Below are 16,459 nucleotides of genomic sequence, written 5' to 3' on the forward strand. Positions count from 1 at the left end.
AGTTTCAAAATTCAAATAAATCTCTCTAAATTAATCTATAGTAAAACAACGTTCAGAGTACTCTCTAAATGCCGTTATACTTACCATACGGATAAAACTTAAACTCTTCCTAATTGAATGACTCTTCCCATATCTTCTAAAGGGTAAAATAAAAAGACTCTTCTCCCCCTAAATGCATACTGCACACAATTGCAGAAATCTATTTGGGGAGAAAAGAGTCATCTTTTCACGGTACCACCCAGTTCATAGCATCCTCACGAATACTACCTCACCGACTGAAATAAACAGTCTTTTTTGATAACAGGTAAAGGAACATACCTGACCAAACTTACTAGAAAAGATTGCACTAAAAGAATCGTTCAGCTTGGCACTCGGGGAAGAGAATAGAAATATGTGTATTTCTAGGCTTCCAGCAACCCTAGATCTCTGTGAATACACGGTTTTATTTCTAAATGTCCCGTCAGCGTTTTAGTAATATATTAGTTTTATTTTCAATAAAGAATTTAAAATGGAATGTATTTTAAATTTCTGATATTGGAATTTATGTTATAACTTTTTGGCAAGAACGTCAATAGGGTTTTTCACTTTTTTTCTCCAACATAGAAATATGCAATATATTGAATCCGTTTCCAGCACCGGTACATTAGCGTTTATGAAATAATAATTTTTTCAAAAATTTTATTAAATTCACATCTATCCTAATCTTAACCTCCATTCTAAAAATTTTGCGGTATGCAATATATTACTTGCGTTTTAATAAAGTCTATTTAGTAAAATAAGCAAATTTATTTAGATAAGATTATTTTTTACCTTTCTGCTAAAGTAGACTTCCATTAGTTAGGTTTCCCTGAAGCTTAAAATGGAGTCTTACTTCCCGTTTAGGTCGGATAAGTAATTATATTTCTATTCGTCAAATTTTTCAATATTTATACAAGAATTTTTTACAAGAATTTTTTGTATTTTTTCTTCTTTTGTCTTTTTTGTTTGCATACAAAAATAATATTGACAAGTAATTTTATACTGCTATATTAAATCCAATACCTTTCAATTTAACGAGATTCCTTATGATCGGGAAGTGAAAATTTCAGTTTGCGTCGATGTACTTCCTGCTAATTTTTTTACTTTCCTAACGAATAGAAAGCATGACATTCGCTTTAGGTTAGGCGAATGACTTAGTAGCACCTATGTAAATCTTTACGGTGGGGCGAGTAATAGGAGCCCCAGACAGGAAAGATTTTTATACTTAAATACGATTTACTTTTTTGGGGAGGGTTATTTATGACTTTTAATGTACTAATTAGTGATCCATTAAGTGAAGAAGGTATTTTACCGCTACGCCTAGCAGACAATGTCAAGGTTGTTATCGAAACAGGGTTATCAGAAGAAGATTTAGAAGAACGTATAACTGAATTCGATGCCTTATTGGTACGAAGTGGGACACAAGTTACTAGATCCATTATTAATAAAGGGAAAAACTTAAAGATAATTGGTCGTGCCGGAGTTGGGGTTGATAATATTGATCTAAATGCCGCTACTGAGCACGGTATTATCGTTGTCAATGCTCCGAATGGGAATACAAACTCCGCAGCGGAACATACGATGGCAATGTTAATGGCCTTGTCAAGAAACATTCCCCAAGCTTATTTATCACTAAAAGAACATAGATGGGATAGGAAAAAGTTTGTTGGGGTGGAATTACGTGATAAGACCCTTGGAATTGTTGGACTTGGAAGAATTGGTACAGAAGTTGCGACCAGAGCAAAAGGGCAACGCATGAATATCATTGCTTACGATCCTTTTTTCACAAAAGAAAAGGCAGACAAAATGGGAATTGGTTATGGAACATTTGAAGAAGTGATCCAACAAGCTGATTTTATAACTGTCCATACACCATTACTAAAAGAAACAAGACATTTGATAGATGCTAAAGCATTTGGAAGGATGAAAGACGGTGTATTTATCGTTAATTGTGCTAGAGGCGGAATTATAGATGAAGATGCTCTTTATGAAGCGATTGTTTCTGGAAAAGTTGCTGGAGCAGCATTAGATGTTTTTGAGGAAGAACCGTTTATGGATCATAAACTATTAGAACTTCCTGAAGTAGTCGCAACCCCACATCTTGGTGCAAGTACCGTTGAGGCACAAGAAATCGTTGCCGTTGATGTATGTAAGGATGTACTTAGGCATTTAAATGGCGAAAGTGTCATTAATCCAGTAAATTTACCTTCCCTACCGAAAGATATCATGAAAAAGGTAGAACCGTATTTTTATTTAGCCGAGAAGTTAGGAGCTTTTCTTATAGACCTTGTGAGTGAAGTCGCTGAGGAGATTAATGTTTCCTTCGCAGGCGAACTTTATGATATAGAAGTAGCACCAATAACTAGAAATACGATTAAGGGAATTTTAAAACGCCACTTAGGCATGCATGTTAATGATGTGAATGCCCTTTATTTGGCAGAAAAAAAGGAAATTGTAGTTAATGAGCAAAAAACCCCCCAAGCGAAAGGCTTTACGAATTTAATTACAGTGGAAATTAAAACGAAATCTCAAATTAGAAAAGTTGCCGGTACATTATTAAACGGCTTAGGGCCTCGTATCGTTCATGTAGATAATTATAGGGTGGACGTTCGACCAGAAGGCCATATGGTTGTTATCGAGCATATCGACCAGCCAGGTGTAATTGGTAGAATGGGGAGTTTACTTGGGAAACATGATATTAACATCGCAACCATGCAAGTGGACCGCTCTGATAGGGGCGGGAAAGCAATCATGATCCTTACCATTGACCGACACCTAGATGAAGCAGCTTTAAACGAGTTACTTCAATTAGATGAAATTAAAGATGTCGTTGCAATAGATTTGTGAGTTGGATTTTATAACTAATCCTAGCCCGAATATGCTATACTTCCCACATACGGTTAAGTCCACGTGTATTCGGGCCACTCCATATTTAAATTGAAAAAGCTGCCAAAATTAGGATGACAGCTTTCGGAAATCATTTTCATTATTAACCTTTTAAAATATCCAATACTTCTACAAGACTTTTCATTTCATAAGTTGGTTTTACTTCAGTTGCTTCCATGGCTTTGCGGTTAATCCATGCGGATGCAATACCTGCACTATTCGCTCCTTTTATATCCGTATTCAAATTGTCACCAACCATTAAAACTTCTTCAGGTTTCACATTTAATAACCCTAAAGCATGTTCAAAAATACTCGGATCTGGTTTTCCTCTGCCAAAATCACCTGAAATAACAATTTGATCAAAGTAAGGACGTAATTCTGGAGTAATTTCTAATTTAATATTTTGTAATTCCGGTGAACCGTTCGTTAGTAATAATAATTTGTAATCCCCTTTTAGAGCATCCAGTACTTTTAAACTTTCTTCGTATAAATATGGTACTTGTTTTCTATTTTCAGGAAATGCTTTAGCAAGCTCTGCCCCAAATTTCACATCATCTATTCCTAATTCAAAAAGACCATTAGTCCATGCTTGTCTTTGATACTCAGGTGCGACTTTACTAAGTTTTTGAAAATCTTCACCTTTATCATGAAATGTTCCCCATAATCCTTCAAATGGATTAATACCAATCATCTGTGTGAAAGGATATACTTCATAGTTTTCATATAACTCTCTCGCCTTTTTACGAACGGCAATTTCTAATTCTTCCGGATCGACATTATATTTTTGTTGTGCTAATTCACAAGTTTTGCGAAAAGCTTGTCTAACACTTTCTTCATCCCATAATAATGTATCATCTAAGTCAAAAAATACTGCCTTAATTCTTTCCATCAGTTTTTCCTCCGTATCTACTTGCCCATTTCGGGTTTCAGAAACAATGTTTCAGCGTAATTCCATTTTTCACCCAATTCTAATTTAACACAAAAAAGGTCTTGCTTAAATTAAAATTATAATTTATCATTAATAGAAATCTTTAAACTTTTATGCAAGGGGATATTGAAATGGCAGATCAATCAATTCGTGTGGAAAAAAGTCAATCTAGAAAAGCGAAACCGGATTCCAACAACTTAGTATTTGGAAGAAATTTTACAGATCATATGTTTGTTATGGATTACACGGAAGGTATTGGATGGCACGATCCTAATATTGTCCCTTATCAAAAATTATCACTTGAACCTTCTTCGATGATTTTCCATTATGGTCAATCTGTATTCGAGGGTTTAAAAGCATTCCGTACACAAGATGGGGACGTTCAATTATTTAGACCGGAGAAAAATATCCAACGTTTAAATAATTCAAACGAACGGCTCGTTATTCCACCAATTGATGAGGAGCTTGGGTTAGAAGCAATCAGACAACTGGTTGAGATCGATAAAGACTGGGTACCAGATGCAGAAGGTACATCATTGTATATACGTCCATTTATTATTTCAACGGAACCATACTTAGGTGTTTCACCTTCACATCATTATAAATTTATCGTGATCATGTCACCAGTAGGCTCTTATTATAAAGAAGGAATTAATCCAGTTAAAATTGCTGTAGAAGATAAATATGTCCGTACCGTAGAAGGTGGAACAGGTGAAGCGAAAACAGGTGGTAATTATGCTGCCAGTTTAAAAGCTCAAGAAATTGTTGAAAAAGAAGGTTTTTCTCAAGTTCTATGGTTAGACGGAGTTGAACGGAAATACATTGAAGAAGTCGGTAGTATGAACGTGTTCTTCAAAATTAGCGGAGAAGTAGTAACCCCTATGTTAAACGGAAGTATTCTTGCTGGAATTACAAGAGACTCTGTTATCCAATTATTAAAACATTGGAATGTTCCAGTATCTGAACGTAGAGTTTCTATGCAAGAAATTTATGACGCTCATCAAAATGGTAACCTTGAGGAAGCATTTGGTTCCGGTACTGCTGCAGTTATTTCCCCAATTGGTGAATTATATTGGGAAGGTAAACACTTAGTAATAAACGAAGGAAAAACTGGTGAATTATCTAAAAAAGTATATGACACTATTACAGGAATCCAATACGGTAAACTAGAGGATCCATTAAATTGGACTTTAAAGGTAGAGAAGTCAAGTGTCAATAACTAAAGTGTAAGACGTGATAAAGAAAACTTTCATTAGTAAAGGTTTTCCTTTTTCCCTACAGCTGCAACATGGATGAATCAAAGAAGTGTTGGCTTATTACGGCCAACACTTCTTTTTAGATACATGACACTATTTACCTTCATTTTCCATTGATTGTTGGGCGATTTGAATCATTCTTTTGACCATCTCGCCACCCACCGATCCGTTCTCTCGTGCAGTTGTATCCGCTCCAAGTTCAACGTTGAATTCTTTTGCGATTTCTTCCTTCATGCTATTTAAAGCATTTTCCGCACCTGGTACTAACAACTTATTTCTGTTAGCCATGAAGAATCACTCCTCGGGGGTATTGAACAGAATCTTTCTGTTCCTTTTTAGCGTTTAACCTTTTGATATTTTTATACGTTAGGAAAGATAAAATTTTAATATTATAATGTAAAAAGTACGTATGAATTTTATGGAAGTGTTCTAAACCATTAATTGCTTCCATATACTAACAATGTTTGATTTTAAAGATGATGTATGTGTCTTACATAAGGGGGAATTTAAAAATGGTAAAAGGAATTCATTGTGTAGAATTAGACAAACCAGTTTCTGACATTTGGAGTTTTGTGAGTGATATGAATAATTGGGCCCCATTGGTACCAGGTTACGTTAGTCATCAAATTATCGATGACCGTCACTCTGTATGGATTATTCATGGAGACATTGGAATTATGGAGCGAACAGTAACTTTAAATGTAGAAATTGTAGAATACATTGAGACTGAAACGATCATTTTCCAGATGGCCACATCAAATGAAACATGTAAAGGGGAAGGCTACTTTGAAGTTGAGGCACTTAATGGTACAAAGAGTAAAATGAAAGGTTGCCTTCAAGTTCACATAAAAGGAATGATCGGAACAATGGTTAACCCAGTGTTAAAGACCCTTATTCCAAAAGTAGGAAAAGATTTTACGGAAAAAATTGCTGCAAATATTATGGATCGTGAAACAGCTCGAGCTACGATTTAAGACAAAATGCTTACTACATTTTTTGTAGTAAGCATTTTTGATTTTTTGCTATTGGTGATGACTATGCATTGTTTCACTGAGAATATAAAAAAGGCTTCCATCAGTAGGGTTTTTCCTTCATCCCCCACTGATGGTTAGTCGCACTATCGGACTTTTCCCAGTAGCTTGAGGTGGGATATAGTTTGCCTATTCATACACTATATTCCTGGTCGGTGGCTCAGAAAATTTTTATAGGCAAACCCACGAACTTCTTCCTCTGAGTAATTCTTTAATAACTCATTAATTAAGTTCTGATAGTTAGAGGAGTTTTCTAAATGATTCACAAAAGAAGTAATTCCGTCAAAATCAGAGCCAAATCCAATCTGATTCACACCACCTAAGGAACAAAAATAATCAATATGCCTTATCAAGTCAGTAATGGTTGCCACTTCTTTATCTTTATTAATAAAAGGTGGGTTAAATACAACATGGATTAAACCATTTTTCCGAAACATTTCTTTAATCTGGTCATCATCCAAATTCCTTGGATGGTTACAAATTGCTTTTGCATTGGAATGAGTTGCTATTGGATAATCCGCAATTTCTAAAATATCCCAAAATGCTTGAATAGATGCATGGGAAACATCGCTAAATACGTGATTTTCATTATTTAACTTAATTACTTCTTTCCCCAAGAGGCTCAATCCAGCCCCGCGGGGTTCTAATACTCCATCTGCACAATAGTTAGCGTAATTCCAGGTCAATCCAACACTCATGATTCCCAATCTGTATAGTTGTCTTAATTTCATAAGATCGTTGCCAAATGGGTCTGCCCCTTCCAATGCTAGTACCGCACCAATCTCTCCCTCTTTTAATAAATCCAAATCACTCCAATTTTTGATATGCTTCATTTTGGGATTTTTTCCAAGGACATCTGTATAGAAAATATCCACCTGTTCCAATGCATGCTGCCATTTTTCATCAAATGGAACGTCTGGTTCGATAAAAATGGCAAAAAATTGTACCGCAACATTTCCTTGGATTAATCGGTTTAAGTTTGTTTCTATCTTCTCTGATGTTTTGTAATCAAACGGGCCGTCAAAACCAAATTGTTTTCTTTTTCCTAATTGTAATTTCATTAATGCATCACAATGGGTATCTATGATTTTCATGAATAAATTCCCCCTTACCTTCGTTTTTTTCCGTTCATATCTTTTTTTACTCACTACGATTAAGAAAGGACTTCCATCAGTGAGGGTTTTCTTACTCCCCGCTGATGACGCACTTATCGGATCTTTATAGGCAGTTGATCCCCTACCAACCTTCTTTGTTTCCCCAAGCTTGAGATGAGAGTCCTACTGCCCGTTTAGGTGGGGAAAATTCTTATTATCCTAATATCTAGATTCCAATTGATTGAATGGACCATACTTTAATAGCCCCACTTCATGGTGAGGCTATTCTCTATCTTATTTTTATTTAGCTAGATCTTTCTCGCGCTGTCTTAATTCTACACGTCTTATTTTACCTGACGATGTTTTAGGTAACTCATCCACAAATTCAATTTTACGTGGATATTTATATGGGGCAGTTAAAGTTTTGGTATGCTTCTGTAATTCTTGCACAAGGTTAGGATTAGTACGATCTACTCCATCTTGTAACACAATATAAGCTTTTACTACATTTCCCCTTATTTCATGTGGACTTGCAACTACTGCACATTCTTTTACTGCTGCATGTTTAACTAATGCATCTTCCACTTCAAATGGTCCAATCGTATAACCAGAGCTAACAATTATATCGTCATTCCGACCTTCAAACCAGAAATAACCTTCTTCATCCATTCTAGCTTGATCCCCAGTTGTATAAAAATTACCTCGGCATGCTTTTCTGAAGCGCTCCTCATCTTTATAATAACCTTTAGTTAAAGATGGTGTATCTAATGGAAGAGAAATGTCCCCTACTTTACCTACAGGAACTGGATTACCATCTTCATCAATTAGTTGAACGTTATTACCAGGTGTTGGTTTACCCATTGACCCAGGTTTTACTTTCATCCCTTTTAGGAATCCAAGGAGTAACGTATTCTCCGTTTGACCATAACCATCTCTAACTGTCACGTTAAAATACTTTTCAAACTGATCAATTACTTCACGGTTTAATGGCTCACCTGCAGAAACCGCACTATGCAGGGAGGTTAATTGGTAGTCCTGTAAATTATCCAACTTAGCCATTAAACGGTATTCGGTTGGTGTACAGCAAAAAACATTTATCTTATTTTTCTCAAGTAAATCCAAATATTTTTTCGGTTCGAATTTCCCATTATATACAAATCCTGTTGCGCCTGTTCCTAAAACAGATAGGAAAGGGCTCCAAACCCATTTTTGCCAGCCTGGTGCTGCCGTTGCCCAAACCGTATCACCGTCTTCAATTGCTAACCAATGTCGCGGTGCTGTTTGCATATGGGCGTATCCCCATGCATGTGTATGCATTACTGCCTTTGGATTACCAGTTGTACCAGAAGTATAAGGCAAAAAGGCCAGGTCATCCTTGGTAGTTTTAACCATTTCTAATTCATCCGATGCAGATCCTTGTAACTCGATAAGATCAAACCAATTTTCAACAGATTTCCCGTAAGTAAATTTAATAAGTTGATTGTATTCATCTATATCATAAAATTGTGAAACACAGGAATTACTACATACGACACCTTTTACTTCTCCATGCGTAATACGGTATTGTAGGTCTTTTGTTCGAAACATTTCAGAACAAGGTATAATAATAATTCCCGTTTTCAATGCAGCAATATAAACCTCATATGTTTCAATAATACGTGGCATCATGACTAATATCTTATCGCCTCTTTTAAGACCACGTTCTAATAGTACATTTCCAATTCTATTCGCATTTTTGATTAAATTTTCATATGTGATTTCTTTTCGATTCCCTTTATCGTCTTCCCAAATAATAGCTTTTCTATTTGGCTCTTTTGCATATTTTTCAAATTCCATTACAATATTATAATTTTTAGGTGCTATTAAATTTGTTTGAGACATGTACGATCCTCCTATAATTTAGCACTAGATGCTAACTCCTAACTATTATATCAGACAATAAGCTCTTTAGAAAGAAAGAAAACTTCATCATACCATTACAAACATATTTATCCTTAATATTGAAATACTATAGGTAAAAGGAAAAACTTTATAGTGCAACTTTTTATAGGAGAAATGTAAATGCCGGACTTTTTAATTTATATCATTTTTGCGATGATTCTTATTATATTTTTATCCTTTATCTTCATATTATTTGGCTGGCGTTGGATAATGAAAAAAATTACTAAGTCAGTAGCAAAAATAGTTTTATCGGATAACTATCAAGAAAACATTATCGAAATAATGCCTGGTCTAAGACATACAGGAATTCAAAACATGATAGAAAATAGTCTAAGGTCTGAATCAGGTGATATATTGCATCGACCACTTGGTTCTTCTAAAAAATGGCCACATCTAGATTCTATTACCTTTATCCCCACACAAATCCTTCCACCTCTTATTGACGGAGAAGATGAGGTAGATATGGCAGTTACAATCGGACCAAAATCAAAAAAGCCAATGAAAATCCAAATTCCACTTATGATAAGCGGAATGGCTTATGGTATCGCACTTAGCGAACAAGTAAGACTAGCTTTAGCTCAAGCGGCTAAAAATACAGGCACTGCAATTAATTCGGGCGAAGGTGGTGTCATGCAAGAAGAGTTAGATACAGCAGGTAAATATATTTTACAATTTGGTAAATCCGAGTGGTCCAAAGAAACAAAGAAAATAAAACGTGCAGACATGATTGAAGTAAAGTTTGGACAAGGAGCTCTATTTGGAGTAGGTTCCAGAATTTCCCCAGAAAATTTAACAGGAAATGCTCGTCAAGTAATGGGGCTTGAAGAAGAGGAAGATGCTGTTATTTTTGATAACTTCTTTGAAAATCAGACATTGAAAGATTTGAAAGAACTAGTTGATGAACTCCGAAAGATGACTGGTGGAGTTCCCATCGGTGCAAAAATTGGAGCAAGTGGGAAGATTGAGGAGGACATTGATTACCTGTTGGAAATAGGCGTGGATTATATAGCGGTAGATGGTGGACAGGCTGCCACACTTGGTGCTCCCCCTATTTTGACAGATGACATGGGAATTCCTTCTTTGCACGCTATCGTCCGCGCTGTAAACCATTTGAAAAAAAGAAACAAAAGGAATCAAGTTAGTTTAATTGTTTCTGGTGGCATGCAAATACCGGGACATTTTTTAAAAATGTTAGCACTTGGTGCAGATGCTATTTATATAGGTTCGGCGATGTTGTTTGCAGTGGCACATGGTCAATCGTTAAATGCGCTTCCTTTTGAACCGCCAACACAGGCGGTATGGAATGAAGGTAAATTTAAAGACCAATTCAAGGCAGAAGAAGGAGCAAAAACAGCGGAAAGTTTCCTAACTTCTAGTATTGAAGAAATGAAAATGGCGTTAAGAGCAATGGGAAAGCGTTCTTTAAACGAATTAACCAAGAAGGATTTAGTATCCTATGACGAACATGTAGCCAAAATGGTTGGAATACCTTATTCATTTAAAGCTTGGGAAGAAGAACAACAACAGATTGAGAAAGGATAGATGAAGTTGTGTCTATCCTTTCTTTGATTACTTTGTGCATTATCTTTTTCTCTCTCTTTCGAAAAAAGACGGAAAATATTCTCAATTTGTAGGGGAATTGTCAAACTATGATTGTTTTTTTAAGCTATAATTAAAATGTATACCTTTCCACATTTAGGGGGCGAAACAATGAACCATAAGATAGAGCTAGAAAAAGCGTTACGAAAGCTAAAAGATATAGAATTAGCTTTGAATGAATCATCCATTGTTGCCATTACCGATAACAGAGGAATCATTCAATTTGCAAATGATAAATTTTGTAATATGTCAAAATACAGTAGAAATGAATTAATAGGAAGTCGACAAAATATCGTTAACTCAGGACATCATAGCCAAGATTTCTTTAAAGAAATGTGGAGAACAATTGGTAGGGGAAAGGTATGGAAAGGCGAAATAAAGAATAAAGCAAAAGACGGAACTTATTATTGGGTAGATACTACCATTGTGTCTTTCTTAAAAGAAAATGGAAGGCCTTATCAATATATTTCTATTCGACATGACATTACGAAGCGAATAGAATATGAAGAAACGATTAAACAAATGGCATACTATGACCCGTTGACTTTATTACCTAATCGAAATTTATTAAACGAATGGTTAAATGAGTACGTAAATAAAGAAGGTAAACTTGCTGTTCTATTTCTTGATATCGACCGTTTTAAATCGATCAATGACAATTATGGTCACAGAACAGGAGATATGATTCTAAAGTAGTACAGAGAATTAAGAAGCAATTTAACGTACCATTTACCGTAAATGGAAATAAGATCATTGCTACTACTAGTATTGGGATTAGCCTAGAAAAAATGAGCCAATATGAAAGTGATCACTTAGATTTAGTAGAGGAAATGATTAGACAAGCCGACACAGCAATGTACCACGCCAAACAAAATGGAGGTAATTCGCACTGCTTTATTTCAGATGACCAAAATGACGAATTGAGACGTTATTATCAATTAGAACAAGAAATAAAGCACGCACTAGAAGAGGACGAATTTTCTATTGTCTATCAACCACTTATCAATCTCAGAAATGATGAAATAACTGGTGTCGAAGCATTGCTCAGATGGAATAATAAAAAACTAGGTCCGGTATCTCCAGGTGAATTCATTCCTTTACTAGAAGAATTAGGACTCATTATTCCAGTGGGAAACTGGGTTTTACAATCTGTATGTGATCAAATGGTTTCTTGGCATAAAAAGGGGTTCTCGATTGATAGAGTAGCCGTAAACGTTTCGCCAATCCAATTTGTAAATCAAAGTTTTGTACATGATGTTAAGGAAATTATAAGGGAAACCAAAATGGACCCTGTATGGTTAGAGTTGGAAATAACGGAAGGGACAATCCTCAACATAGATAAAGCGGAGAAAACACTCAAAGAATTAAGAGATTTGGGAGTCCATATATCTATCGATGACTTCGGAACTGGGTATTCCTCCTTAAGTTATTTAAAACGTTTACCAATAAATACGTTAAAAATTGATCAATCATTTATACGGGACTTAGACGTGAATGATGAAGTCATTGTCAATACCATTATAACAATGGCGAAAAACTTGCAATTTAATATAATTGCTGAGGGGATTGAAACAGATTACCAACTCTCCTATCTTAAAGATCAAGATTGTCATGAAGGTCAAGGGTATTACTTTAGCAAACCAATTGACGCACGTGAGCTTGAACAAGCTTACAAATGTACAAGTCTTAAACCAAATGCTATTTAGAAAATAGAACAGCAATAATTTAAAACCCGGCATTCGCTTTTAGGGTCAGCGAATGCCTTTTATGCAAGAATGTTTGGACGGTAAAACGCTTGACTTCGAGGAGGAAGTTTTCATACACCCCTACCGATTATGATTCAATCCGCTATTCGAAAACGAAACGGATTAATCCTTTCCCATGCATATCCAACCTGAAGTAATTGTTTTTCAGAAAGGTGATTTCCAATGAATTGCATGCCAACTGGAAGTCCTTTTTGGTCAAATCCCATTGGCACTGCTAGGCTTGGTAGCCCCGTTAAATTGACAGGAACAGTAAATGGTAAACAGCGTCTAATAACTTCCAAATTTTGGTCGACCCAATTCTGCGCGAACGCTGGGGTGGTGATAGGTATTGTCGGACCGAGGAGGATATCGATATCCTTAAAGGCATTATGAAATGCTTCCACCATCTTCCTCCGGGCTTGTTGGGCTTTGACGTATTGTGGTGTATTTGTTAACGTACCAGATAGAAGGAAAATTCGATTATCTGCTCCGTAATCCTCTACGTGAGTCTGTAGCCACTCATAATGAAAAGTAGAAGCTTCTCCCGATACAGTCACATAACCAGAAAATGTTGCCATCGATAATTCAGGAATTTCTATTTCTATTAATTCAGCTCCTAAACCTTTTAGTGTTGTTATAGCATTTTTAAAAAGCTTTTCTACATCTGATTCTAATCCTTCAAGATAGTACTTAGGAATACCAATTTTTACTCCTCTCATTCCTTTATTTAAGTCTTCGGTGTAATTAGGAATAGGTACATGAAGGCTTGCTGGATCATCTGCATCAAACCCTGCCATAACATCAAGCATTAACGCCAAATCTGAAACCGATCGTGCCATCGGACCAGCATGATCCAATGACTAAGCTGAAGGAATTACCCCATAGGTACTAACAAGCCCATAGGTTGGCTTTAACCCATAAATACCACACATAGCAGCTGGTAAGCGAATAGATCCAAATGTATCTGTTCCAGTTGCAAGTGTTGCTAGCCCAGCTGCTAAGGCAGCACTGCTACCACCACTTGAACCACCTGGCATATATTCAATGTTCCATGGATTTCGTGTAGTGCCAAAGGTTTGATTAGTACCGGTGGATCCGAGGGCTAACTCATGCATATTTAGCTTTCCTAACATAATCCCACCTGCAGCTAACAACTTTTCTACCGTTGTTGCAGTTTTGTCAGGTATGAAATCAACAAAAAGCTTTGAACCAGCTGTCGTGCGTATGCCTTTTGTATCGAAATTATCCTTGATACCGATTGGAATTCCGTGAAGAGGTCCTTTATATCGCCCGTACATAATTTCATTTTCAGCTTTACCTGCTTGTTTAAGGGCCAATTCATGAAGAGGGGTAATATACGAGTGAATGGTTGGATCAATTGTATCTATACGGTTTAATATATGTTTTGTCAATTCTACTGGGGATAATTGCTTAGCTTTAATTAAAGGAGCAAGGTCACTAGCAGTAAAAAAACCTAGATCTGTCATAGCAACAGCCTCTTATCAACAACCGTAATTGGTACTTTTGGATTTAGATTAGGGGAGATTTTTTTTAGATATTTCTCGGATTGTTCGATTGTTTGAAGGATGTTTTGAATATGTTGAATGTCTGTTTCGTAGGTAGGTAAACCTTGTAGGTATAGGCTTTGATTTATAAAAGTTGAATCATTCATCTAACTTACCTCCTATTTAGGGATATAAAATTACAGGGAAATAACTAAAGTTATCCCCTGTATATTATAAAACAGTATTATGTTCTATTCCAGAAGCGTTGTTGGGCAATTGCAGAGACAAAATCCTGCTCAAAGTTTGGATTATTTGCAGCAAAAACAACACCTGCTAAATTATTTTCTTTTGATGTCTGAATATAAGACTGTCCGGTCGAAGCAACACCAATCGGCTTATAGTGCTTATAGGCATTACTTACAAAATCCATGATGTCTTGCAGGAACTTTGCTTCATTTTTAGCACTTCCGCCAACGACATAAAGCGAGTCAAATAGGTAAGGACTAGTTGTCAGGAATGTCTTATTAACTTTGATTGTTGTACCATCGTTTCCTGTGACCTTACCGAGCGTTTCACTTATAATATCTATAAAGACCCCATTTTGTTGCAAATAGTTAAGTACATTTGTTACTTCTTTACCATTAAAACCATTACCAATTAGTACACCTACTTTTTGCGTATATGCATAACTAGGTGTATTGTACTGGCTAAGAGAAGCATAACTTGTAGAAACAGGTACATTGGATCCACTTGGGCGCTCTACACCAATATTATCAGCAACGATGCACGCCATTTCCTTATCAACATTGACTAATAAATTGACATTTTGTTGGCGGACAGATTCACTCTCAACTTTTCCGAGTTGATAGCTAAACGCTTGGATAGTATGCTGTTTTTCAATAGGTTTCATACTATTCCAGAATATCCTAGGTTGCGAAAAGTAATCGTTGAATGATTCGCTACGCCCACGTATAACGTGTCCTTCCACTTTTTTTGGATAATGCTCATAACCGCCTTTTTCCGGTGGTGTTGTGTATGGTGTGTTATTGGCTAGTGAGTTTTTATGATAGTCTACCTGATCAACATCAATTCGATATCTCATAGGGCCTCGTCGTTGATTATTATGAAACGGACAAATTGGCTTATTAATCGGTAATTCCTGATGATTGACTCCAATTCTGTGGTATTGTGCACTTTGATAAGCAATTAGCCTTCCCTGTAGGACAGGATCATTGGAAAAGTCAATTCCCGGTACAACATTTGCAGGGTTAAAAGCTACTTGCTCTGATTCTGTATGGTAATTATCAATGTTTCTATTTAATGTCATCTTCCCTATTATTTGAACAGGAACGAGCTCTTCTGGCCAAAACTTCGCAGGATCGAGAACATCAAAGTCGTATTTGAATTCGTCCTCTAGCGGAATCAGTTGAACACCTAATTCGTATTCAGGATAAGCACCTTTGTCAATCGCCTCTCGAAGGTCTCTACGGTGGAAATCAGGATCTAACCCACCGATTTTTAGCGCCTCATCCTGAAGAAGGGAATGAACACCCAGGAGGGGTTTCCAAACAAATCTTACAAATGTCGCTACTCCTTGCTCGTTAACAAATAGGTACGTATTAATGGACCACGACTCCATCATTCGGTAACTTCGTACAATACCACGATCAGACATGATCCACTGCACCATATGAAGTGATTCTGGGTTATTGGCTACATAATCCCAAAACCTGTCGTGTGCACCAGTAGCTGTTGGTATATCATCATCCTGCTTAGCTTGGTATGCATGCATAGCATCTGGAAACTTCATTGGATCTTGATTAATTAATACAGGCATAGCGATCGTTGTTAAATCATAATTTCCTTCTTCTGTATAAAACTTAACACCCTGACAACGTAAATCTCTTGCCGTATCATAAGACCCTCTAGGCCCTTGTACGGTAGAAAAACGGATGGTTAAGGGAGTCTTTTTCCCAGGTTCTTGAAAAAGACATGCTTTTGTCACATGCTTCATTGACTGATAACATTCAAAATCCCCATAGGCACTGTAACCTCTTGCATGAACTACTCTTTCTGGTTCCTCTTCTTTTACAAAGTGCGTCATTTTCTCAAAATAGTGATAATCCTCATGTAATGTAGGACCGCGTACACCAGCTTTTAAGATTTCTTCATCGTTTGAAATTTTTCGCCCTTCGTTTGTTGTCATCGGCTTTCCTGTGTTTTGTACACGGTATTGATCTAACTGCTCTTGTTTAGCATCTTTATTCATAGGCTTTTGGTTTCTTGATGACTTATCATCCATGTAATCACCCATCCTTTAATTTACAATTTAAACTCCGCTTATATCATATGTTAGTAATCTCGTAAATATTCCTCTAAGATGGTAACTGAATATTGTAGAGGTGGTATTGACCTGAAACCGAAAAAGCTTGGTAAGGTATTTTTCATTTAACCTT

Annotated in this window: 10 protein-coding genes and 2 pseudogenes; 5 read left to right on the forward strand and 7 right to left on the reverse strand. The window is 36.3% G+C overall.

Annotated elements, in window-relative coordinates:
* Positions 1–1,278 precede the first annotated feature (1,278 nt).
* Positions 1,279–2,865 carry a phosphoglycerate dehydrogenase gene (gene serA / locus KM885_RS00280; protein ID WP_047184823.1) on the forward strand — a complete coding sequence of 529 codons (1,587 nt, stop codon included), beginning with the start codon at positions 1,279–1,281 and terminating at the stop codon, positions 2,863–2,865.
* Between the two features lie 142 nt (positions 2,866–3,007).
* Here the strand turns inward: serA and KM885_RS00285 are convergent, their stop codons facing one another.
* The gene (locus tag KM885_RS00285; RefSeq protein WP_047184824.1) at positions 3,008–3,793 is read right to left on the reverse strand and encodes an HAD family hydrolase; all 786 of its coding nucleotides are present in this window, start codon (positions 3,791–3,793) and stop codon (positions 3,008–3,010) included.
* A 170-nt stretch (positions 3,794–3,963) separates the two neighbouring features.
* Here KM885_RS00285 and KM885_RS00290 point away from each other — a divergent pair, with 170 nt between their 5' ends.
* The gene (locus KM885_RS00290; RefSeq protein WP_216883377.1) at positions 3,964–5,055 is read left to right on the forward strand and encodes a branched-chain amino acid aminotransferase; all 1,092 of its coding nucleotides are present in this window, start codon (positions 3,964–3,966) and stop codon (positions 5,053–5,055) included.
* A 126-nt stretch (positions 5,056–5,181) separates the two neighbouring features.
* Here the strand turns inward: KM885_RS00290 and KM885_RS00295 are convergent, their stop codons facing one another.
* Positions 5,182–5,376 carry an alpha/beta-type small acid-soluble spore protein gene (locus tag KM885_RS00295; RefSeq protein WP_047184826.1) on the reverse strand — a complete coding sequence of 65 codons (195 nt, stop codon included), beginning with the start codon at positions 5,374–5,376 and terminating at the stop codon, positions 5,182–5,184.
* Positions 5,377–5,600: 224 nt separating this feature from the next.
* Between KM885_RS00295 and KM885_RS00300 the strand changes: the two genes are divergently transcribed.
* Positions 5,601–6,062: an SRPBCC family protein gene (locus KM885_RS00300; RefSeq protein WP_060667593.1), complete on the forward strand. Its 462-nt coding sequence runs from the start codon at positions 5,601–5,603 to the stop codon at positions 6,060–6,062.
* A gap of 197 nt (positions 6,063–6,259) precedes the next feature.
* On the opposite strand, the gene KM885_RS00305 is transcribed toward KM885_RS00300, so the two are convergent.
* Both KM885_RS00305 and mbcS read right to left on the reverse strand, forming a co-directional pair.
* Positions 6,260–7,213, reverse strand: a complete 954-nt coding sequence (locus KM885_RS00305; RefSeq protein ID WP_047184828.1) for a dipeptidase — start codon at positions 7,211–7,213, stop codon at positions 6,260–6,262.
* Between the two features lie 300 nt (positions 7,214–7,513).
* Complete coding sequence (mbcS, locus tag KM885_RS00310) at positions 7,514–9,094, reverse strand: acyl-CoA synthetase MbcS (RefSeq protein WP_060667594.1); 1,581 nt, start codon at positions 9,092–9,094, stop codon at positions 7,514–7,516.
* A gap of 180 nt (positions 9,095–9,274) precedes the next feature.
* Here mbcS and KM885_RS00315 point away from each other — a divergent pair, with 180 nt between their 5' ends.
* Both KM885_RS00315 and KM885_RS18165 read left to right on the forward strand, forming a co-directional pair.
* Entirely contained in the window at positions 9,275–10,696 is a 1,422-nt protein-coding gene (locus KM885_RS00315) for an FMN-binding glutamate synthase family protein (protein ID WP_145523874.1), read from the forward strand.
* A gap of 293 nt (positions 10,697–10,989) precedes the next feature.
* Positions 10,990–12,456: pseudogene (locus KM885_RS18165) on the forward strand (PAS domain-containing protein); the annotation flags it as partial.
* Positions 12,457–12,593: 137 nt separating this feature from the next.
* On the opposite strand, the pseudogene KM885_RS00325 reads toward KM885_RS18165, so the two are convergent.
* The 3 genes and pseudogenes from KM885_RS00325 to KM885_RS00335 form a co-directional block, all read right to left on the reverse strand.
* Positions 12,594–13,985 (reverse strand): annotated as a pseudogene (locus KM885_RS00325) (amidase).
* Entirely contained in the window at positions 13,982–14,170 is a 189-nt protein-coding gene (locus KM885_RS00330) for a hypothetical protein (protein ID WP_047184832.1), read from the reverse strand. Before KM885_RS00330 ends, KM885_RS00325 begins: the two are co-directional and overlap by 4 nt.
* A 77-nt stretch (positions 14,171–14,247) precedes the next feature.
* Positions 14,248–16,305, reverse strand: coding sequence for a catalase (locus tag KM885_RS00335; RefSeq protein ID WP_047184833.1), 2,058 nt, complete (start codon positions 16,303–16,305; stop codon positions 14,248–14,250).
* Positions 16,306–16,459 lie beyond the last annotated feature (154 nt).

Origin of the sequence: Oceanobacillus caeni, from assembly GCF_019037185.1 — a bacterium.
GTDB classification, from domain to species: Bacteria; Bacillota; Bacilli; order Bacillales; family Amphibacillaceae; genus Oceanobacillus; species Oceanobacillus caeni.